This window comes from Mesorhizobium sp. IMUNJ 23033 (assembly GCF_044778005.1).
Taxonomy (GTDB): domain Bacteria; phylum Pseudomonadota; class Alphaproteobacteria; order Rhizobiales; family Rhizobiaceae; genus Mesorhizobium; species Mesorhizobium amorphae_A.
This window is the reverse complement of the sequence record NZ_JBJACT010000006.1, coordinates 186,738-204,819: the sequence shown is the minus strand read 5'-3', so window position 1 is coordinate 204,819 and position 18,082 is coordinate 186,738. Positions and strand designations below refer to the sequence as shown.

The following is an 18,082-nucleotide window of genomic DNA, read 5'->3' as shown; positions in this document are numbered from 1 at the left end:
GCCTTAGTCCGTCTTGACCGAAAGCAGTTCCTCGACCGGAACAGCGCCGGCCTCGATCTCGAGCACCCAGATATCAGGATCGAATTTCTTCTCCCGCTCCAGCCTGGCGTCGAGCATTGCGGCATCGTCGCCCGAACCGAGCAAGGTGAAGAAGCGGTCGTCGGGCTTCGCCGAATCGTAGCTTGTCTGCGGCGCCGGCCCGAACAGGGCGACCTCACCCAGCCTGCTCCGCGCAAGCACGAAGACGGCGCCGGCCTCGGCCGCACCGCGCTTGACCACGGCGGCAAAACCGCCAGCGGCAAACACCCGGCGCAACAGGGCCGACACCCACAGATCAGTGGTTACACGCATGGGAGGTTTCCGGTCGACATGCGCGGCTCCTTACAGCATCGCGCCGGAAACAGGAACGGTTCGGTCAGCCACTGCCCCCAGGGTCAGTTGGTCAGGCCGATCTCGCGCATCTTGACGTAGACGAGCTCGTCGGGCTCGCCGGTTTCGGGCAGTCCGAAGAGCGACTGGAATTCCTTGATCGCCGCCTTGGTGCGGGCGCCGACGACGCCGTCGAGCTGCATGTCGTCATTGCCGAATGCCTTCAGCCCGGCCTGGATCTTGATAATGCGGGCATCGGGCGCCTGAGCCTCTGCATTGGAGGGCGCGGAGGCCGGGATGGGTGCGGGCGTCGGATCGGCGACGGCCGGGGCGGCGGCAGCGGTGTCCACGGGCCTCGGCACCGGATGCGGAATGGCCGCTGTCGTCTGCCTGGCGCCGAGCTGATCGAGCAGCACGGCGTCGATTTCGCCCGAGGCCGGCAGACCGACTTTCTGCTGGTAGGCCTGGATGGCTTTGCGCGTGTTGGGACCGGAAATGCCGTCGACGGTGCCGGAGTAGAAATCGAGGTCCTTCAATATGCCCTGGACCTCTTCGATTGTCGGGTCGCTTTTGACCGGCGCCGGACGCACGATGTTGATGGTGGTTTCGGGCTCGTCTGAGCCTGTGCGCGGAAAGTCCTCGATGCTCCTGGTGGCAAAGAACGCGCCGGCATGCGGAAACGGCTGGTACCAGAGCGCATTGGCCGAGACGTAGAACAACGTGACCAGGAAGGCGGTCGAGCCGCCGACCAGGACAGGGTTGCGCGAGATCATGCCGCCGACGGCCATCGCGCCGTCCTCGAAGGCACTGCCGCGGCGCTTGACCGCCTTAGCCTGTTTTGCGGAGCGAGCCATTCCTGTCCCCCTTCGTCATCACCGCGGGCATTGCCAGCACGCCGCCGTCCTTGCCCTTCGAACGTCCCTTCGGCCCGTTCACCGGCAGGCTGATCGTCACCGTGGTGCCCTCGCCCAGCATGCTCTCGATCGACATCGTGCCGTCGTGCAGCGCCACCAGGCCCTTGACCAGCGACAGGCCGAGACCGGTTCCCTCGAAGCGGCGCGTATAGTCGTTCTGGATCTGCATGAACGGCTTGCCGAGATTTTCAAAATCCTCCTCGGCAATGCCGATGCCGGTGTCGCTGACCCAGAAATGCAGCCGCGAGCCGACCCGCTTGGCGCCGACGAGCACGTCACCGCCATCGGGCGTGAACTTGATGGCGTTGGAGACGAGGTTGATCAGGATCTGCTGCACGGCGCGGCGATCGGCATTGATCTCGCCAGAGTCGGGGGCGATCTGCGTCGTAAGGCGGATGCTCTTGGCCTCGGCCTGCAACTGCATCATCGACCGGCACATGTCGACCGCTTCGACGAAACGGAACGGTTCCAGCTCGGTCGCGTAGGCGCCGGCCTCGATCCTGGAGACATCGAGAATCGAGGTGACGACGCCGAGCAGATGCTGGCCGGAGTCCCTGACCAAGCCGACATATTCCTTCTGGCGCGGATCCTTGAAGGCGCCGAACATTTCATGCAGCAGCATGTCGGAAAAGCCGATGATGGCATTCAAAGGCGTGCGAAGCTCGTGGCTGACCACCGCCAGGAAGCGGCCCTTGGCCACTTCGGCGGCCGCGGTCGCCTCTTTTGCCGCGGCAAGCTCTTCGCGCAGCCCGGCGACGTCGTCGTTTTCGCGCAGCAGCAGCGTGAACGCATCCTGCTGATGCTCGGCCCGCATCAGGTCGAGGCGGAACGGCCTGAAATTGTCGGACGAAGCGCCGTCGCGCGGCAGCCGGACGCGCAGGTCGACCCGCCGCGCCACGGCCCCGTCGCGCATGTCGGCGAGCGCGCTGAGGTAGGCGACGCGGTCGGAAAGATGGACGCGCTCGAACAGGCCGGCGCCGAACAGAAGCTCCGGCGGCAGCTTCAGAATGCTGCGCGCCCTGGCCGAGGCATCCAGCACCTCGCCATGCCTGGCAACGCGCAGGACGACCGCATCGATCATATCCTCGAGATGGTCGCCGGCAGGGGTCGCATGCCCAGCGTTAGCCGGGTTGCGCAGCGCCGTCAGCCGCACAGCCAGCGTCAACGCCCAGGCCAGCGGCAGAAGCCAGTGCCAGGCGGCTATTTGCGACGGCCCGAGCGGCAGGATGGGACCGGCAAAGGGCTGCAGCAGGATCGCTGCGAGAGCGCATAGCGCACCCCACAGGCCAGCGCGCCTCGATCCGCCGATCCACCAGGCTTCGAACGGCAATGCCACGGCAAACAGGGCAATCGGTGAGGCCAGGCCGCCTGCCGCAAAGATCGCTCCGGTAAGCGCGAGGCCGCCCATCGCGAGCGCCGCCTGGCCGGCCAAGGCCATCCGCCCCGTCGCGGCGACAAGCAAGGCGGCGAACCAGCACAGGCCGAAGGCAGCGAAGATCGCAGCCACGGTGACGGCCGCGCCGAGGCTGGAGGTGACCAGCGTCACCGCGGCGCCTGCGGCAAGGAAGGGGGCTGCCAGCATGACGCCGATGAACCGGCGCTGGCGCAAGCGCTCATCCGGCACGGTGATGGTCGGATGAACCATACGTTCGCAGCCGGCCGCTATCGCGCCAGGCAATTCGACGTATCTGGCCGTAATCGAACTCAACGCACTCGCACCCGGTCGTGAATTTGCCCTGCTTTTTGCAGGTCGCTCTTATTGATCTGAAACTCGCATTGAGCGTTTAAGGAATGGATAAGGCAGGACCCGGCCGACGCCAGGCCCGCGGCAAATATCGGGACGCCGGCGCAGGCGATCTGCCGTCATGGTAAATGGAGCGTTATGCGGATCGGGCGCCGCCGTGCCTTCGGCCCAGGCTGGCAGCGTCACTCCGTGCCCGAGAATATTCATAAAAATCAAATAGATGCATGGTTACTGCTTGATGAAAAAAATCGACAGCTTTCAAGTCAAATCGATTGCAAAACCAATCGTTTCGAATTTGCCTAAAATTTGAGGAAAATCCTCGGTTTCAGCGCAAGCCGTCCTTTGCGCGGGTGTGCCACCATACTGCCCATAAAAGAGGTCATGCCGACGGATGCATGACCCGGTCACGGACGAGAGGGCATTGCGATGGGCTTTCTTATAAGGGCGGCTTTCTGGTTCTCGCTGGTGCTGCTGGCGCTGCCGCTGAATGTCGGCACCGACGAGGCCGGTCACGAGAGCGTCGGACCGATCCAGGCCCTGTTTGCGGCGCGCGAAGCGGTCGGCGACATCGCCGGCATTTGCGAGCGCAAACCCGATGTCTGCGAGACCGGCAAATCCGCCATGCACACGATTACCGCCCGGGCCAAGGAGACCGCCAAGATCGCGGCCGCCATGCTGGACGACCAGCAGGCAAGCGATCAGCAGGCTGCCGGACCCGACACCACGGTTGCCACCGGCAGTGTGGCCGAGACTATCGTCCTGCCGGCGACAGTCGAGATACCTGTAAGACTGCCGACGACCAACTGAGACCTTTTCCTGCCGCAGATCTTGGCGACACCGCAGGCGCGTCCGACCTCTCGACGCCTGCGGTGTTTTTCTTCTTTTTCCGTGACGCGACAGTGCCGGATGACTATATCCGGTATGATGACGACGACGATCCAGACGATCCGCGACGACTTTTCCCTGCTCGACGAGTGGGAAGACCGTTATCGCTATGTGATCGAACTGGGCGAAGCGCTGCCGCCATTTCCCGATGCCGAGCGTAGCCCCGCCAACAAGGTGCCGGGCTGCGTCAGCCAGGTCTGGCTGACCACCGAACAGGGACCGGGCGCCGATCCGGTCATCTCTTTCAAGGGCGATTCCGACGCCCATATCGTGCGTGGTCTGGTCGCCATCATGCTGGCGCTGTTTTCGGGACGGCCGGCGAGCGAAATCCGGGAGACCGACGCGGAAGCGACGCTGAAGGGCCTCGGCCTCGACGAGCACCTATCGCCGCAGCGCGCCAACGGCCTCCGCTCGATGGTCAAGCGCATCAAGCGCGACGCCGATGCGGCGCTGAAGCTGACCGCCTAACCGGACATAGGCCGGTATGATGGACTGTTCGTCTGCCGGCGGACACAGACAAATCCATTCAAAGCAAAACGGCGCCCGCAGGCGCCGTCTGTCGTCGAAACGAAATCAGCAAAGACCAGTATCAGCGGCCCTTGCGTTTGCGGCCGAGACCCATCTTCTTGGCAAGCTGCGAGCGAGCCGCGGCATAGTTCGGAGCAACCATCGGATAGCTCGCGTCCAGACCCCACTTCTCGCGGTATTCATCGGGAGTCAGATTGTAGTGGGTCATCAGGTGGCGCTTCAGCGACTTGAACTTCTTGCCGTCCTCGAGACAGACGATGTAGTCGTCATGGACGGAGCGCTTCGGGTTCACCGCAGGCTTCTGCTTGTCGGCGACAGGCGCCTCGGTGGCTCCGCCCACGCGCCCGAGAGCGGCATGGACATCGGCGATAAGGTTCGGCAGTTCGCCAACCGGCACGGGGTTGTTGCTGACATAGGCGGCCACCACATCGGCGGTCAGCTCGATCAGCGCATCGCTGTTTCTGGAAGGTGTTTCGACGATATCCATCATATTCAGGCCCCAACGAGAGTTGTTTCTAACTGCGCCCTTTTTTGGCCGGGCATCGCGCGAATTTTCATGCAGGTGAGTGACCCTGCGATTCGCGTCGGGGAATCTTAATGAGCCCGCGAACCAAGTAAGTCAATTCGCATATTACGCTATATTCAGCGATAGTAATCAAATATTCGCTGTTCAGCTTCAAAATTTCGTGCGCTGCGTAACTTAGCGAGATTTTTCTGACCCGACCAGCGCCGGCTGACGCGACGTCAGGCCTCCGTTACATCAGCAGCAACAGCTAAAAGGAGCGAATGCTTGGGCTTTGCTTGACCGGAAACAGGTCGAAAGGTTTCCCGATTCTAATGAAATCATGGGTTGCAGCGCATTACTGATGCGTGTGACTGAGCCGCAGGAAACCAGGGCCGGTCAATAGGGCGTGATGTACTTCCCATAGACCCACCCGGTGACGAAATGGCCGTTCTGCGCCGGATCATGCCAGATTTCGCACCAGCGATAGCGGATCTTCTGTTCCTGCCTCCAGTGCGGCTGACCGGCAATATCAAGCAGGTTTATGCCGCCGGTGCATTTGCCGGTCATCTGCAAGACTGTCCCGTTGGGATAGGCGGCCTGCTTCTGCGATTCACCTGATGGATATTTGCGCGCGTTGAGCGTGTCGCCGAACGGCACGTTGGCCACTTGCCAAGCCGCGAAGACGGTTGCATGAGACTGACCGGTGAAGGCCAGAACAGTCGAAGCAACGGCGAGAGCCGCAGCGGTGCGAATATGGAACTTCATCATCCCTCCTCCGGCCCATCTCCTGAGAGCCGCCCTCATCCTGCCGTCCTGCCCTTGAACCGGTGCTGGTCGGCGTGTTCATTTGCCATTCAAACAACTTCCCAGCGAGACGCAATGACCAGGACACCAGCCTTTCCGACCGCCAGCCCGCCGCAGCCCGAGAAACGGCCTGTCTTCGACACGCATCACGGCTTCACCCGCACCGACGACTATGGCTGGCTGCGCGCCGATAACTGGCAGGCGATGTTCAGGGATCCTTCCCTTCTCGACGGCGACATCCGCGCTCACCTCGAAGCCGAGAACGCCTACCAGGCAACGCTGACGGCCGATATGGCCCCGCTGCGCAAGCGGCTCTTCGCCGAGATGAAGGGACGCATCAAGGAGGACGACTCCACCGTGCCGATGAAGGATGGCTCTTACGCCTACGGCTCGTCCTTCAAGCTCGGCGGCGAGCAGCCGCGATATTTCCGCACGCCGCGCGATGGCGGCGACGAGCAGATCCTGCTCGACGGCGACGCCGAAGCCGAGGGCAAGGCCTATTTCCGGCTCGGTGGCGTCGACCATTCGGCCGACCACGGGAAGCTGCTATGGGCGTTCGACGACAAGGGCTCTGAATTCTTCACGCTTCGCGTACGCGATCTCGCCAGCGGCAAGGAACTGACGGACCAGATCCCCGATACGGGCGGCGGCGGTGTCTGGGATGCCGGCGACAGCGGCTTCTTCTACACCCGCCTCGATTCCAACCATCGCCCGTCCAAGGTGTTGTTCCACGCGCTTGGCGACGGAACCGAAAACGACCGGTTGGTCTATGAGGAAACCGATCCCGGTTTCTTCATGGATGTCGGCGGCACGCGCTCCAACGAGTGGATCCTGATCGGCATCAACGATCACGAGACATCCGAATACCGGCTGATGCGCGCCGGCGATCCGCTTGCCAAGCCGAAGCTGGTGGCAGCGCGCGAAAGCGGCCTGCAATACGATCTCGAGGAAGGCGGCGACGTCTTCTTCATCCTGACCAATGCCGACGGCGCCAAGGATTTCAAGATCATGACGGCGCCGGCCGGCGACCCGGTGCGCGCCAACTGGCAGGAGCTGGTGCCGCACGAAGCCGGCCGGCTGATCCTGTCGGTGATCGGCTTCAAGGACCATATGGTCCGTCTCGAGCGCAAGGAAGGCCTGCCGCGCATCGTCGTGCGCGACCGCAAGAGCGGTGAGGAACATCTCATCTCGTTCGACGAGGAGGCCTTTTCGCTTGGCCTGTCCGGATCCTATGAATACGACACCGAGTTCATGCGCTTTACCTATTCGTCGATGACGACGCCGGCGCAGATCTTCGACTACAATATGCGCACCCGCGAGCGGGTGCTGCTGAAGACCCAGGAAGTGCCGTCCGGCCACGACCCGGCCCACTATGTCACGCGCCGTCTGATGGCGCCTGCCGCCGACGGCGAACTGGTGCCGATCTCGCTGATCCATCACCGCGACACGCCGCTCGACGGCACAGCACCTTGCCTGCTCTACGGCTACGGCTCCTATGGCATCACCGTGCCGGCTGCCTTCAACACCAATTGCCTGTCACTGGTCGATCGCGGCTTCGTCTATGCGATTGCCCATGTCCGCGGCGGCAAGGACAAGGGCTATGGCTGGTACGACGACGGCAAGCGGCAGCACAAGATGAACACCTTCACGGATTTCATCGCCTGCGCCCGCCATCTCGTGGCCGAGCGCTACACCGCGCATGACCGTATCGTCGCGCAAGGCGGCTCGGCCGGCGGCATGCTGATGGGGGCGATCGCCAACATGGCGCCGGAGTGTTTTGGCGGCATCGTCGCCGAGGTTCCGTTCGTCGATGTGCTCACCACCATGCTCGACGCGACGCTGCCGCTGACGCCGCCGGAATGGCCGGAATGGGGCAATCCGATCGCATCGGTGGAGGACTACCGGACCATCTCTGCCTATTCGCCCTATGACAATGTGGCGGCGCTCGACTATCCGCCGATCCTGGCGCTGGCGGGGCTAACCGACCCGCGCGTCACCTATTGGGAGCCGGCCAAATGGGTGGCGCGGTTGCGCGAGCGCAAGAGCGGCGACAACCCGGTGCTGTTCAAGATCAACATGGACTCAGGCCATGCCGGCGCCTCCGGTCGGTTTTCCAGGCTGGAGGAGATCGCCTACACCTATGCCTTCGCGCTCAAGGTGACAGGCAAGGCCGATCTGGCCGGGTGAATGCGATGCGATGCCCCGCCTTGGGTAATGATTTTTTGATTTGCGCATGACCTTTTTCGAAGCTTTGAATGAGCGGCAAGCGCCGCTGATTTTCCGCTCGCAATTGGCATCGCCGCGCGCTACCCAATGCTCGGCTTTTCAGAGCCGCACCTGCCCGTCACAACCTCGCAAGGGTCCGCCATGCTGCTCGTCGACGTCTATCTCGACAAATCGTCCATCCAGGGCATCGGCGTCTTCGCCAAGAAACACATTCCACGGGGCACGCTGGTCTGGAAGCTCGACCCCCGGTTTGACCGGCTGATCGAGGTCGACACCTATGAGGGTGAGACCGGGCCGGTGAAGGGCTATCTCGACCGCTACTCCTATCCTGATCGGCGCAACCCCGGATACATCGTCTTCGAAGCCGATGACGCGCGCTACATGAACCATGCCGATGAACCGAACTGCGACGTCTCCTCGCCCGAGGAGACTTATGCGTTGCGCGACATCGCGCCCGGCGAGGAATTGACCTGCGACTACAATCACTTCTTCGACAGCGGCTTCGATTTCCTCGGGGACCGCCACCCGTAAATTGCGCTGATCAGCCCGCCGGCTTTTTGCGTGCGGGATAGCCGTTGGGATGCGGCGGGGCCGCCTTGAGATAGGCGGCGATGGCCGCGCGGTCCTCGGGCGTCAATTGGGCCATGTTCCTTTGCACGTCGACCATTGCGCCGCCAACAGAATCGAAGTCCGGTGTGAAGCCGGTTTCGAGATAGTTGGCGATGTCGGCATCCGACCAGTCACCGATGCCGCCCTCGCCCGAGGTGACGTTGGGCACGATACCGCTGCCTTCGGCGGCAGTCGCACCCGCCAGCCACTCGGCCTTCTTCGTTCCTCCCGCAAGATCGCGCGGCGTGTGGCATTCGCCGCAATGGCCTGGCCCCTCGACCAGATAGCGGCCCGCCATCACCTTGTCCGGCGTGCCTTCAGGCAAAGCGATCACCGGCTGCGGGCTGAGATAGAGCAGCTTCCACAGGCCAATGCCGCGGCGGATGTTGAAGGGGAAGCCGAGCGTATGGCCCGGCGCCTTGCCGGCCACCGCCGGAAGCGTCTTCAGGAAGGCGTAGAGGTCGGCAATATCAGATGGTTTCATGCGGGCGTAGGAGGCGTAGGGAAACGCCGGATAGAAGTGCTCGCCGCCCGGCGAGACGCCGTTCAGCATGGCGTTGGCCAGGTCTTCCTCCGTCCAGGCGCCAATGCCGTCCTTGGCATTCTGCGAAATATTCGGCGGCACGAAAGTGCCGAACGGCGTCTTGAGCTGAAGACCACCGGCCAGTTGCAGACGCGCCTCGCCTTGCGAGCCGGGCTTGGCATGACAGGAGGTGCAGCCGCCGGCATAGAAGATGCGTTTGCCCCTGGCGGCATCGCCGGGACCGAGCTGCGCCACGGTTTCAGCGTCGAGCCTGACCGGCGCCGACATAAACCACGCGGCAACAGCGCCGACGCCGCCCAGAACGAGGGCGGCGCCGATGAGCTTTTTCAGCAAGGGCATTGCCCGCCGTCAGCCCTTCTTGATCCTGTATCCCTCGTGGCAGGTGCCGCAATCACCGCCGATGGTGTTGAACTGCGCCTTCAGGGCATCGACATCGGCGGGGGCGGCCGCGACCGCCGCCTTGACGTCGGCGACATATTTATCGTTGGCCGCCTTGAAGCCGGCCGTGTCTTCCCAGATCTTCGGCGACGCCTTGGTGTCGCCCTTGTCGCTGCCGGCCGGGAAGAGGGCATCGACGTCAAGTTTCTCGGCATTCGCCTGCAGCGACTGCAACGCAGTCAGCACGGCGGCAGCATCGAAAGCCTCCTCACCCTTGACCACTTTCGACAATCCGCCGGCAATCTTTCCACGTTCCTTCATCAGGGCCTGGCGATCCATGATCGGGTCGGCAAACGCCGCCGAACCGGCAAAGGCGAGCATAGAGATGGCGATGACAAGCTTTCTCATTCAATTGGCTCCATGGTGAAGATAGTTCGAGACAAAACAATAACGGCGTGGATGGCCTGAATATTCCCCTCCCCCAGGTGCAATTTTGTTGACGCTGCTTCAGCGCCGAAAAAGAAAAGCCCCGGTCGACCGGGGCTTTTCAAAAGTGCGATCAGGCTTTTTCGTAGAGTTCGAGGACGTGGTCCCAGTTGATGAGACTGTCGACGAAGGCCTCGAGGTACTTCGGCCGGGCATTGCGGTAGTCGATGTAATAGGAGTGCTCCCAGACGTCGACGCCGAGGATCGGCGTGGCGCCATGGACCAGCGGGTTCTCGCCGTTCGGCGTCTTCGAGATCGTCAGCTTGCCGTCCTTGACCGAAACCCAGGCCCAGCCCGAGCCGAACTGGGTGGTGCCGGCGGCGACGAAGTCCGCCTTGAACTTGTCGTAGCCGCCAAGGTCGCTGTCGAAGGCCTTCTGCAGCGCGCCCGGCAGCTTGTTGCCGCCGCCGCCGCCCTTCTTCATCCACTTCCAGAAATGGATGTGGTTGTAGTGCTGGGCGGCGTTGTTGAAGAGCCCGGCATTCTTGCCGAAGGACTGCTTCACCACGTCCTCGACCGACAGGTCGCCCATCCCGGCCTCGGCGGCCAGCTTGTTGCCGTTGTCGACATACGCCTTGTGGTGCTTGTCGTGGTGGTATTCCAGCGTCTCCTTCGACATGTAAGGCTGGAGCGCCTCGTAGTCGTACGGCAGAGCGGGCAATTCGAAAGCCATGGATGGTACTCCCTCATGGAAAAATCCGGTGTCGATACCGGACTAACATAGGTCTGGAATGATTAGGGACAACTCCGGAATGAAGCGCCGGTTCCCTTTCTAGAGAGGTTCCGGAAAACTGTCACACGGTTTTGCGAATGGACCCTGCGTCAAAACAAACGGCGGGCAAGCGAAGTAGCCCGCCGCAAGTCGCCTGGCGGCTCAGGCGGCGGACGTCGAATGCGCCCAGTCCCAATAGAGTTCGCGCGCCTTCTTGGCCACCGGCCCCGGCTGGAGGTTGCGCTCCTCGATACGGGTGATCGGCACGACCTTGGAATGGTTGCCGGTCGAGAAGATCTCGTCCGCCTCGAGGAAGTCGCGCACCGACAGCGTCTTTTCGGTGGTCTTGAAACCATAGTCGCCGAGCAGGTTTATGGTGCGCGAACGGGTGATGCCGGACAGGAAGGTGCCGTTAGCGGCCGGCGTCAGCACATGGCCGTCCTTAACCAGGAAAATGTTCGAGGTTCCGGTCTCGGCGACATTGCCCAGCATGTCCAGCACCAGCGCATTGTCGAAGCCGCGCATCTTGGCTTCGAGGATGGCGCGGCCGTTGTTGGGATAGAGGCAGCCGGCCTTGGCGTTGGTCGGCATGGTCTCGATGGTCGGCCGCCGGAACGGCGACACGGAGACCGAAAAACCCGCCGGCGAGATCATCGGCGATTCGTAGAGGCAGAGGCAGAAGCGGGTCGAGGCCGGATCGGCCGGCACGCCCATGTAGCCGCCGTGCTCGGCCCAGTACATCGGCCTGATGTAGACCGCGGTCTTGCCGTCGAACTTCTTCAACCCGTCCCAGGTCAGCCCGACGATCTTGTCGGTGGTCATGGTGGGTTTCAAGCCGAGCGCGATCGCCGACGCATTCACCCGCGCTGCATGAAGCTCGAGGTCGGGCGCGACGCCTTCGAACCAGCGGGCGCCGTCGAAGACGCTGGTGCCAAGCCACATAGCGTGGCTGCGCGGTCCCAGGATGGCGACATTGCCCTCATGCCAGTCGCCGTCGACGAAGGTCCATGTCACGGATTGCGCCGCTGCCGCCAGTGTCATCGCTTGCTTCCCTGAATGATATTCCGGGGCAGCATAGGAAGATGCTTTGACGGCTGCCGTCAACCGGCATCGCCGAGAATCGTTCAGGCCAGCATGAGCGCCTTGCAATCAATGCTTGCGCCTTTTGCCTGCTCGCCTCAAAACTGTCGCCATGCATCACGCAGCCTATGTTTTCGACGCCTACGGCACGTTATTCGACGTGCATGCCGCCGTGCGACGCCATGCCGACCAGATCGGCCCGGACGGCCAGCTGCTGTCCGAAATCTGGCGCGCCAAGCAGCTCGAATATTCCTGGGTCAGGACGCTGATGGGCGCCTATGTCGATTTCTGGCAGCTGACCGAGCAGGCGCTGGATTTCGCACTTCGCAAGGTGCCCTCGGCAGACAAAGGGCTACGGACCAAGCTGCTCGACGCCTATTGGCGCCTCGACTGCTACCCAGAGGTGCCGGCCGTGCTCAAGGCGCTCAAGGCGTCGGGAGCAAAGCTCGCCATCCTCTCCAACGGCTCGCCTGAGATGCTGGAGGCGGCGGTCAAGTCGGCGGCGCTCGACCAGGTGCTGGACGACGTCTTTTCCGTCGATACTGTCAGGCGCTTCAAGGCCGATCCGTCGGTCTACGACATGGTGAGCACTGGATGGCGTCTCTACCCGGCGGCGGTGTCGTTCCAGTCCTCCAACCGCTGGGACGTCGCCGGCGCCACCAAATTCGGCTTCCGCACGGTGTGGATCAACCGCGCCAACCAGCCCGACGAATACCGGGATCTTCCACCATCACTGATCCTGCCGTCGCTAGAAGGTCTGATGACCGGTGGATGAAACCGCTCCCGCCCATGGTTCAAGGCCTGTGACGTGGCCTGTTGCTGTTGGGCAACAGATGCATGGCAGTCACAGCTTTGCCTTTGTTTGTCCACCGTCAGGCCAGAATCGGAACCGCCTATCGCCACCGACCGTTAGGTGGACCGCACGCTCGGTACATTCACGCTATCTTGCAAACTAAGACCTAGAAAAGGCAACCATGTTCACACCCGATTCGTCCTCCCTTCGCCTGAGCCGCCGCGGCTTTCTTAATGCCGCCGCGCTTGGCGCAGCCTCGGTCGCGGTTTCCGCCTGCGGCACAATCGGGCAGCAGCCGGTCGAGCCGCCACCGCCGGCCTATGTCGAGCCGCCCCTGTCCGATTATGCGATGATGTACGGTCCGATGAGCGACGGAGGCTTCGAGGTTCCCGCCATACCGTACCAGAAGATCGACCCACAGTTCCTGCGCCAGATCGTTCCCGACCCGACCGGCCAGAGGCCGGGCACCATCGTCGTCGATACGACCGGCCACCACCTCTATCTCGTGCGTGAGGGCGGCCAGGCGATCCGCTACGGCGTCGGCCTTGGCCGCGCCGGCTTCGAATGGGCGGGAGATGCCGTCGTCCAGTGGAAGCAGAAATGGCCGAAATGGACGCCGCCGGACGAGATGGTCGCCCGGCAGCCGGAGCTGAAGGAATACAGTGCCGACAATGGCGGCATGCCCGGCGGGCTCAAGAACCCGCTCGGCGCACGCGCGCTCTATCTGTTCCAGGGCAACCAGGACACGCTCTATCGCCTGCACGGTTCGCCGGAATGGAATTCGATCGGCAAGTCGGTATCGTCGGGCTGCGTTCGCCTGATCAACCAGGACATCATCGACCTCTACGACCGCGTGCCTTCGAAGACGCCTGTGGTCGTTACCGCCAATATCGGTCAGCCCATGGTGGCGACGGCGAACCGCAGGGCTATTCCGATCGACGCCGGCGTCCCGGATGGATCGACCCTGCTCGGCCCTGTGAACTGATCCCGAATTCGATTTTCTGAGCTCGTCGTACAGGGCGGCGAATGTCGCCGCCCTGTGGCTCACGTCAGCATCGAATGTGGGTCGGTGCGCAACGCACACCTCGCGGTGTGCTGTTGGACTAGCCTATCAGCCACACACCAGCCTTTGCGCCGAGATCAAGCGACATCCTCGATGACGGCAATGAATTCGGATTGCACCAGAGATGGGCTATCCGGGGGCAATGGCCGAACGTGCCGAGCCGGGCGCGATTGCGGATCAGGAAACATCCGCAGCCATTCTTGGTTCACGGCATTCCTGTCGCTGCTGTCACGGAGATAGATTTCCACCTTGATGATGTCCGCCGCGCTGCCGCCGGCGGCTTCGATGATGGCAAGCATGTTGGCAAAAACATTGGCGGACTGATCGGCCATGCCGGAGGGCAGCTCGTGCGTGATCGGGCTCACCCCGTGAACCGCGCCTGAGAACACCATATTGCCAATCCGACAGGCATTGGGAACCGGATGCCTGTGGCTCAGTCCCTTCACCGAAATGCTCTTGCGCATGGTCTGATGATCCTCCGCGAGATCTGGTTCGTGGGGTGCTGGTGGCGAGTCTAGGAATCAAGGTTGCTGCAAGAGCAAAACCGAAGCCGGCTATCGTCTCGCGCGCACAACGGCGGCCTCGGCAGGCGGGGAAGAAACGCCGCTGTCGGGGCGCGGCGCGAGAGGCTCATAACCAGGAGTGAGTTGAATTCCACGCGTCTCGGGCAGCATGAGGGTTGCGGCAAAGGCGATGCTGTAGCCCAGCAGCGCAACCAGGCCGATCGCCTCCGCCAGAGTGATGTATTGCGCCAGTATTCCAATGGTGGACACGGCTACCGCGCCTGCCGCCTTGCCGAAATTGTAGGCGAAACTCTGGCCGCTGGCGCGAATGGCGGAGGGGAACAGCTCGGTGAAGAACGGGCCCAGCGCCGCATAGTTTCCGATCGTGAAGAAACCGAACGGCGCTCCCAGGACAACCAGCGGCCAGCCGGAGAGCGGCAAAAACATGTACGCGATGGTGATCAGCCAGGAACACAGGAGAAACAGCTGGAACGTGCGGCGCCGTCCCAGATAATCGGACAGGTATGCGCTCGCCAGAAATCCGAAAAACGAGCCACCGGTCGCCACGAACACGTAGTACCCCGAATCGCTCGGCGACAGTTCGCGCACTGTCTTCATGAAGGTGGGCAGCCAGTTGACGATCGCACCGCCAACGCCAATCACGCCGAAGGCAAGCAATGAGGACAGGATCGTTATCCGCAAGGTTTCCGGCTGGAATATTGCGCCCAATCCCGGACGAGTCCCGGTCTTCTCAACATGTGCGCGCGTTTTGACGAAAATCTCCGGCTCCTCGATCTTGCGGCGCAAATAGAGAACCAGAAGGCCGGGGAGAACACCGATCATCAACAGAACGCGCCATCCATACTCCTGGGGCAGATGCGCCAGAACCAGGCCTGCCAATATGGCGGCAGCGCTCCATCCAACGCCGAAGCCGCTCTGGACGGTGCCCACGGCCTTGCCGCGATGTTCGGCGCGAATGATCTCGCCCATGAGAACCGCGCCGGCGGCCCACTCGCCGCCAAAGCCCAGCCCTTGCATGATGCGCAGGACCATCAACTGCTGGAAGTCCTGCGCAAAACCGGCAAGGAAGGTGAAGGCGCAGAACCACAGGATCGTGAACCGCATGATGCGGGCACGGCCGAAACGGTCGGCAAGATATCCGCAGGCCCATCCTCCGATCGCCGCGGAGAGCAGCGTTGCCGTGGCCAGATAGCCGGCCTGCGCCGTCGTCATTCCCCAGGCCGCAATGAGAATTGGCAGCACGAAACTGAAGAGTTGCGCGTCCATCGCATCGACTGCCCAGCCGGCGAAGCAACCCCAGAAGGTGTTCCGCTCCCGCTCCGTCAACTCCCTGTACCAAGCGAACATCTTTTCCTCCCGTGATTTTCTTTGCTGTAAGGCTGGGTCAAACGACCAATGGAGTGAGACCTCCGTCCATGGTCAGCGACGCCCCTGTCACGTAGGAGGATCTTACGCTGGCGAGAAAAAGCGCGGCGTCGGCCACTTCTTCAGGATTTGCGTAGCGCCGCAGCGGGATGCGCTGCTCGTTCAATCGCAGCAGCTCCTCCGGCGTCTTGCCCGTCATTTTGGACTCGACCTCAAGCGACAACTGCAGACGCTCGGTCATGGTGGCGGCGGGATTGATGACGTTGACCCTTACCCCGGCGTGCCCCCAGGCAGCCGCCAGCCCCGCCGAGGCGAGCATCAGCGCCGCGTTGGCGGCCCCTCCCGGCAAATGCATGGGTGATGCGATTTTGCCGCCGGTGCCAACGATGTTGACGATCGTGCCGGCGCGCCGTGCCACCATCAGGGGCAGGACGTAGTCCGTAACGTTCATGTAGGTGAAGAATTTCGCGTCCATCGCAATACGCCACTTGTCTGGCGTCAGTTCGTCCGGAGGAACTCGCCTGGCGCCGCCGGCTGAATTGACCAGGGACGCGATCGGACCCACCTGATCCTCGAGTGCGGCGACCATTTCCTTTGCCGCAAGCTCGTCCGACAGGTCGGCGGCGAAACTCGCTACCGACAGGCCCTCGGCAGCGAGTGCTGTTTTCGCGGCATCCAGGTTCTGCTGGCTGCGCGAGACAATCACCACGCGAGCGCCCTCCCTGCCGAAGGCCCGGGCGCAAGCCAGCCCTATTCCCTTGCTGCCGCCAGTTATCAGGACGACTTTGCCGTCGAGTTCGAGGTTCATATCAGTGATCCTGTTTTAAGCCGTCGGCGTTGTGCAAGTTGATCGGACTTCCCTCAGCGAACGCGACGATCTGGTCGAACGCGTTGCCGTAGGCGAACTCGTAATTGTCGCGTTCGACGTAGCCGAGATGCGGCGTGCATAGCGCGTTGGGGAGCCTGAGCAAGGCGTCGTCCGGATTGGTGAGCGGCTCGCGTTCGAACACATCGACGGCCGCCTTGCCGGGTCGGCCATTCTTTAGCGCCGCCACCAAAGCTCCCGGCTCAATCAACTCGGCGCGGCTGGTGTTCACAAGCAGGGCCGTTGGCTTCATCAAGGCCAGGTCATCAGGACCAATCACACCGGTGGTCTCGGCATTCAGCCGCAGATGCAAACTGAGGACATCCGACAGCCTGAACAGCGAATCCTTGTCCGCGGCGGTGTCAAACCCCTCGGACCTGGCGCGAGCGAGCGAGCCCTCGCGACCCCAAACCAGCACATCCATGCCGAAGGCCTTGCCGATGCGCGCCACCATCGAGCCCAGGCGGCCGAAACCATAGATGCCCAGGACACGGCCTCTCAAGCCGAGCCCGATGGTCGTCTGCCAATGGCCTTGCCGCAGCGAGGCGCTCTCGAACGGAATGTTGCGCATCGCTGCAAGGATCAGCCCCCAGGTAAATTCCACCGTCGAATAAGACGGGCGCGACGTAAGAGCGGACGAAACGACGACGCCATGCCTCTCGCACGCCGCCAGGTCGATATGGGGGATGTGTCCGTTCTGGCTGATGAGCTTCAGATTGGGCAGGCGGCTGAGCAGATCTTCATCGATCCTGGTCCGCTCGCGCATCAGCACAAGGACGTCTGCGTTGGACAGACGATTTGCGAGCAGGTCGATGTCGTCAACGATATCGGTCCAGATGGTAATTTCATGACCTTCCAGCCTGGAAAAGCAGTCCAGTGTCCGGACCACGTCCTGGTAATCGTTGATGATGGCGACGCGAAGCTTTTTCACTGGATGATCCACCGCTTCATGCATTGCCCGGCAGGTCTGCGACCGAGGTGCCAGCGTCGATTGCTTCGCACTTCGCCCATTCAAAAGCTGACTTCTTCAGCGCCTTTGCGAGGACCTCGGCGGCCCGGGCGATCGGGATGAAGCAGACGCCTGTTTCGTCCGCAACGACAATATCGCCGGGAGCAACCCGGACGCCGGCAATCTGGATATCGCCGTTGATCTCCACGGTCTCGATCCGCCACTTGCCGGTGACGGGCGTGACCTCGGTGGCCCAAAGCGGATAGCCGACCCGTCGCGAATGCCCGAGGTCGCGAATGCCTCCGGAGACGATTGCACCTGCCTCCCCCTGTCTCTTTCCCGTCTGGGCCGAGATCCCGCCCATGTTCGAAACGCCGGCGACGCCGTCGATGACCACCACGTCGCCCGGCAGAGCCAGATTGTGGGCTTCGAACTCCGCCATCCGGTTGACGTGGTTTCGCGCCGTCTCGTAGACATGCTCGCGCTGCAGGATGTTGCGTACCGTAAGTGCTGGACCAACGATTGACGTTGAAGGCAGGGTCGGCTTCAGAAGCGATGCGCCAATCGCACCGGTGATGCCGAGTTCATCCAAAATATCCGAAATAACGCTGGTGGCGTCGCCGATCCGCTTGAAGCCGTCGATCAGCTCCTTCGGCGGACGCGGCGTCCGCATCAGCCGAATTCGGTCGGCGCTGATCTTGCCGGTAAGTTTCGGCAGCACGTCCGCGAAAGCGAGATC

20 protein-coding genes are annotated in these 18,082 nt (G+C 62.5%); 6 read left to right on the top strand and 14 right to left on the bottom strand.

Annotated features, from left to right (window positions below; all coding sequences use genetic code 11):
- Positions 1–3: 3 nt before the first annotated feature.
- The 3 genes from ACFX5Q_RS10035 to ACFX5Q_RS10025 all read right to left on the bottom strand — a co-directional run bounded on the left by ACFX5Q_RS10035 (position 4) and on the right by ACFX5Q_RS10025 (position 2,928).
- Complete coding sequence (locus tag ACFX5Q_RS10035) at positions 4–351, bottom strand: DUF1491 family protein (RefSeq protein ID WP_404277320.1); 348 nt, start codon at positions 349–351, stop codon at positions 4–6.
- An 83-nt stretch (positions 352–434) separates the two neighbouring features.
- A complete protein-coding gene (locus ACFX5Q_RS10030; RefSeq protein ID WP_404277319.1) occupies positions 435–1,223 on the bottom strand; it encodes a peptidoglycan-binding protein in 789 nt (262 codons plus the stop codon).
- Positions 1,198–2,928, bottom strand: coding sequence for an ATP-binding protein (locus ACFX5Q_RS10025; RefSeq protein ID WP_404277318.1), 1,731 nt, complete (start codon positions 2,926–2,928; stop codon positions 1,198–1,200). The genes ACFX5Q_RS10030 and ACFX5Q_RS10025 overlap by 26 nt, the downstream gene beginning before the upstream one ends.
- 525 nt (positions 2,929–3,453) lie before the next feature.
- Between ACFX5Q_RS10025 and ACFX5Q_RS10020 the strand changes: the two genes are divergently transcribed.
- Both ACFX5Q_RS10020 and ACFX5Q_RS10015 read left to right on the top strand, forming a co-directional pair.
- Positions 3,454–3,834 (top strand): DUF5330 domain-containing protein, encoded by a 381-nt coding sequence (locus ACFX5Q_RS10020; protein ID WP_192183435.1) that lies wholly within the window; start codon positions 3,454–3,456, stop codon positions 3,832–3,834.
- Between the two features lie 117 nt (positions 3,835–3,951).
- Positions 3,952–4,380: a SufE family protein gene (locus ACFX5Q_RS10015; protein WP_404277458.1), complete on the top strand. Its 429-nt coding sequence runs from the start codon at positions 3,952–3,954 to the stop codon at positions 4,378–4,380.
- A 121-nt stretch (positions 4,381–4,501) separates the two neighbouring features.
- Here ACFX5Q_RS10015 and ACFX5Q_RS10010 read toward each other — a convergent pair whose 3' ends face one another.
- On the bottom strand, positions 4,502–4,927 hold the full coding sequence (locus ACFX5Q_RS10010) for a MucR family transcriptional regulator (protein ID WP_404277456.1): 426 nt from the start codon (positions 4,925–4,927) through the stop codon (positions 4,502–4,504).
- A 414-nt stretch (positions 4,928–5,341) separates the two neighbouring features.
- Positions 5,342–5,713 (bottom strand): SH3 domain-containing protein, encoded by a 372-nt coding sequence (locus ACFX5Q_RS10005; protein ID WP_404277317.1) that lies wholly within the window; start codon positions 5,711–5,713, stop codon positions 5,342–5,344.
- Between the two features lie 111 nt (positions 5,714–5,824).
- On the opposite strand from ACFX5Q_RS10005, the gene ACFX5Q_RS10000 reads away from it, so the two are divergent.
- Both ACFX5Q_RS10000 and ACFX5Q_RS09995 read left to right on the top strand, forming a co-directional pair.
- Complete coding sequence (locus tag ACFX5Q_RS10000) at positions 5,825–7,936, top strand: S9 family peptidase (protein WP_404277316.1); 2,112 nt, start codon at positions 5,825–5,827, stop codon at positions 7,934–7,936.
- A 180-nt stretch (positions 7,937–8,116) separates the two neighbouring features.
- Positions 8,117–8,506, top strand: a complete 390-nt coding sequence (locus tag ACFX5Q_RS09995) for an SET domain-containing protein (protein ID WP_404277454.1) — start codon at positions 8,117–8,119, stop codon at positions 8,504–8,506.
- 10 nt (positions 8,507–8,516) lie between these two features.
- Here ACFX5Q_RS09995 and ACFX5Q_RS09990 read toward each other — a convergent pair whose 3' ends face one another.
- The 4 genes from ACFX5Q_RS09990 to ACFX5Q_RS09975 all read right to left on the bottom strand — a co-directional run bounded on the left by ACFX5Q_RS09990 (position 8,517) and on the right by ACFX5Q_RS09975 (position 11,745).
- The gene (locus tag ACFX5Q_RS09990) at positions 8,517–9,467 is read right to left on the bottom strand and encodes a c-type cytochrome (protein WP_404277315.1); all 951 of its coding nucleotides are present in this window, start codon (positions 9,465–9,467) and stop codon (positions 8,517–8,519) included.
- Between the two features lie 9 nt (positions 9,468–9,476).
- Positions 9,477–9,914 carry a c-type cytochrome gene (locus ACFX5Q_RS09985; RefSeq protein WP_404277314.1) on the bottom strand — a complete coding sequence of 146 codons (438 nt, stop codon included), beginning with the start codon at positions 9,912–9,914 and terminating at the stop codon, positions 9,477–9,479.
- A gap of 151 nt (positions 9,915–10,065) precedes the next feature.
- Entirely contained in the window at positions 10,066–10,665 is a 600-nt protein-coding gene (locus ACFX5Q_RS09980; protein ID WP_404277313.1) for a superoxide dismutase, read from the bottom strand.
- Between the two features lie 201 nt (positions 10,666–10,866).
- Entirely contained in the window at positions 10,867–11,745 is an 879-nt protein-coding gene (locus ACFX5Q_RS09975; protein ID WP_404277312.1) for a branched-chain amino acid aminotransferase, read from the bottom strand.
- A gap of 151 nt (positions 11,746–11,896) precedes the next feature.
- Between ACFX5Q_RS09975 and ACFX5Q_RS09970 the strand changes: the two genes are divergently transcribed.
- Both ACFX5Q_RS09970 and ACFX5Q_RS09965 read left to right on the top strand, forming a co-directional pair.
- The gene (locus ACFX5Q_RS09970; RefSeq protein WP_404277311.1) at positions 11,897–12,559 is read left to right on the top strand and encodes a haloacid dehalogenase type II; all 663 of its coding nucleotides are present in this window, start codon (positions 11,897–11,899) and stop codon (positions 12,557–12,559) included.
- Positions 12,560–12,758: 199 nt separating this feature from the next.
- On the top strand, positions 12,759–13,562 hold the full coding sequence (locus tag ACFX5Q_RS09965; protein ID WP_404277310.1) for a L,D-transpeptidase: 804 nt from the start codon (positions 12,759–12,761) through the stop codon (positions 13,560–13,562).
- 155 nt (positions 13,563–13,717) lie between these two features.
- On the opposite strand, the gene ACFX5Q_RS09960 is transcribed toward ACFX5Q_RS09965, so the two are convergent.
- The 5 genes from ACFX5Q_RS09960 to ACFX5Q_RS09940 form a co-directional block, all read right to left on the bottom strand.
- Positions 13,718–14,104, bottom strand: coding sequence for a RidA family protein (locus ACFX5Q_RS09960; RefSeq protein WP_404277309.1), 387 nt, complete (start codon positions 14,102–14,104; stop codon positions 13,718–13,720).
- Between the two features lie 90 nt (positions 14,105–14,194).
- A complete protein-coding gene (locus tag ACFX5Q_RS09955) occupies positions 14,195–15,511 on the bottom strand; it encodes an MFS transporter (protein WP_404277308.1) in 1,317 nt (438 codons plus the stop codon).
- A 37-nt stretch (positions 15,512–15,548) separates the two neighbouring features.
- Positions 15,549–16,337: an SDR family oxidoreductase gene (locus tag ACFX5Q_RS09950; RefSeq protein WP_404277307.1), complete on the bottom strand. Its 789-nt coding sequence runs from the start codon at positions 16,335–16,337 to the stop codon at positions 15,549–15,551.
- A gap of 1 nt (position 16,338) precedes the next feature.
- On the bottom strand, positions 16,339–17,325 hold the full coding sequence (locus ACFX5Q_RS09945) for a D-2-hydroxyacid dehydrogenase family protein (RefSeq protein WP_404277306.1): 987 nt from the start codon (positions 17,323–17,325) through the stop codon (positions 16,339–16,341).
- Positions 17,326–17,341: 16 nt separating this feature from the next.
- A complete protein-coding gene (locus ACFX5Q_RS09940) occupies positions 17,342–18,016 on the bottom strand; it encodes an RraA family protein (protein ID WP_404277305.1) in 675 nt (224 codons plus the stop codon).
- Positions 18,017–18,082: the final 66 nt, after the last annotated feature.

Excerpts from the sequence above, each read along its gene's own strand:
- ACFX5Q_RS10035 (WP_404277320.1), bottom strand. The coding sequence starts at position 351 with ATGCGTGTAACCACTGATCTGTGGGTGTCGGCCCTGTTGCGCCGGGTG.
- ACFX5Q_RS10030 (WP_404277319.1), bottom strand. The coding sequence starts at position 1,223 with ATGGCTCGCTCCGCAAAACAGGCTAAGGCGGTCAAGCGCCGCGGCAGT.
- ACFX5Q_RS10025 (WP_404277318.1), bottom strand. The coding sequence starts at position 2,928 with ATGGTTCATCCGACCATCACCGTGCCGGATGAGCGCTTGCGCCAGCGC.
- ACFX5Q_RS10020 (WP_192183435.1), top strand. The coding sequence starts at position 3,454 with ATGGGCTTTCTTATAAGGGCGGCTTTCTGGTTCTCGCTGGTGCTGCTG.
- ACFX5Q_RS10015 (WP_404277458.1), top strand. The coding sequence starts at position 3,952 with ATGACGACGACGATCCAGACGATCCGCGACGACTTTTCCCTGCTCGAC.
- ACFX5Q_RS10010 (WP_404277456.1), bottom strand. The coding sequence starts at position 4,927 with ATGGATATCGTCGAAACACCTTCCAGAAACAGCGATGCGCTGATCGAG.
- ACFX5Q_RS10005 (WP_404277317.1), bottom strand. The coding sequence starts at position 5,713 with ATGATGAAGTTCCATATTCGCACCGCTGCGGCTCTCGCCGTTGCTTCG.
- ACFX5Q_RS10000 (WP_404277316.1), top strand. The coding sequence starts at position 5,825 with ATGACCAGGACACCAGCCTTTCCGACCGCCAGCCCGCCGCAGCCCGAG.
- ACFX5Q_RS09995 (WP_404277454.1), top strand. The coding sequence starts at position 8,117 with ATGCTGCTCGTCGACGTCTATCTCGACAAATCGTCCATCCAGGGCATC.
- ACFX5Q_RS09990 (WP_404277315.1), bottom strand. The coding sequence starts at position 9,467 with ATGCCCTTGCTGAAAAAGCTCATCGGCGCCGCCCTCGTTCTGGGCGGC.
- ACFX5Q_RS09985 (WP_404277314.1), bottom strand. The coding sequence starts at position 9,914 with ATGAGAAAGCTTGTCATCGCCATCTCTATGCTCGCCTTTGCCGGTTCG.
- ACFX5Q_RS09980 (WP_404277313.1), bottom strand. The coding sequence starts at position 10,665 with ATGGCTTTCGAATTGCCCGCTCTGCCGTACGACTACGAGGCGCTCCAG.
- ACFX5Q_RS09975 (WP_404277312.1), bottom strand. The coding sequence starts at position 11,745 with ATGACACTGGCGGCAGCGGCGCAATCCGTGACATGGACCTTCGTCGAC.
- ACFX5Q_RS09970 (WP_404277311.1), top strand. The coding sequence starts at position 11,897 with ATGCATCACGCAGCCTATGTTTTCGACGCCTACGGCACGTTATTCGAC.
- ACFX5Q_RS09965 (WP_404277310.1), top strand. The coding sequence starts at position 12,759 with ATGTTCACACCCGATTCGTCCTCCCTTCGCCTGAGCCGCCGCGGCTTT.
- ACFX5Q_RS09960 (WP_404277309.1), bottom strand. The coding sequence starts at position 14,104 with ATGCGCAAGAGCATTTCGGTGAAGGGACTGAGCCACAGGCATCCGGTT.
- ACFX5Q_RS09955 (WP_404277308.1), bottom strand. The coding sequence starts at position 15,511 with ATGTTCGCTTGGTACAGGGAGTTGACGGAGCGGGAGCGGAACACCTTC.
- ACFX5Q_RS09950 (WP_404277307.1), bottom strand. The coding sequence starts at position 16,337 with ATGAACCTCGAACTCGACGGCAAAGTCGTCCTGATAACTGGCGGCAGC.
- ACFX5Q_RS09940 (WP_404277305.1), bottom strand. The coding sequence starts at position 18,016 with ATGCGGACGCCGCGTCCGCCGAAGGAGCTGATCGACGGCTTCAAGCGG.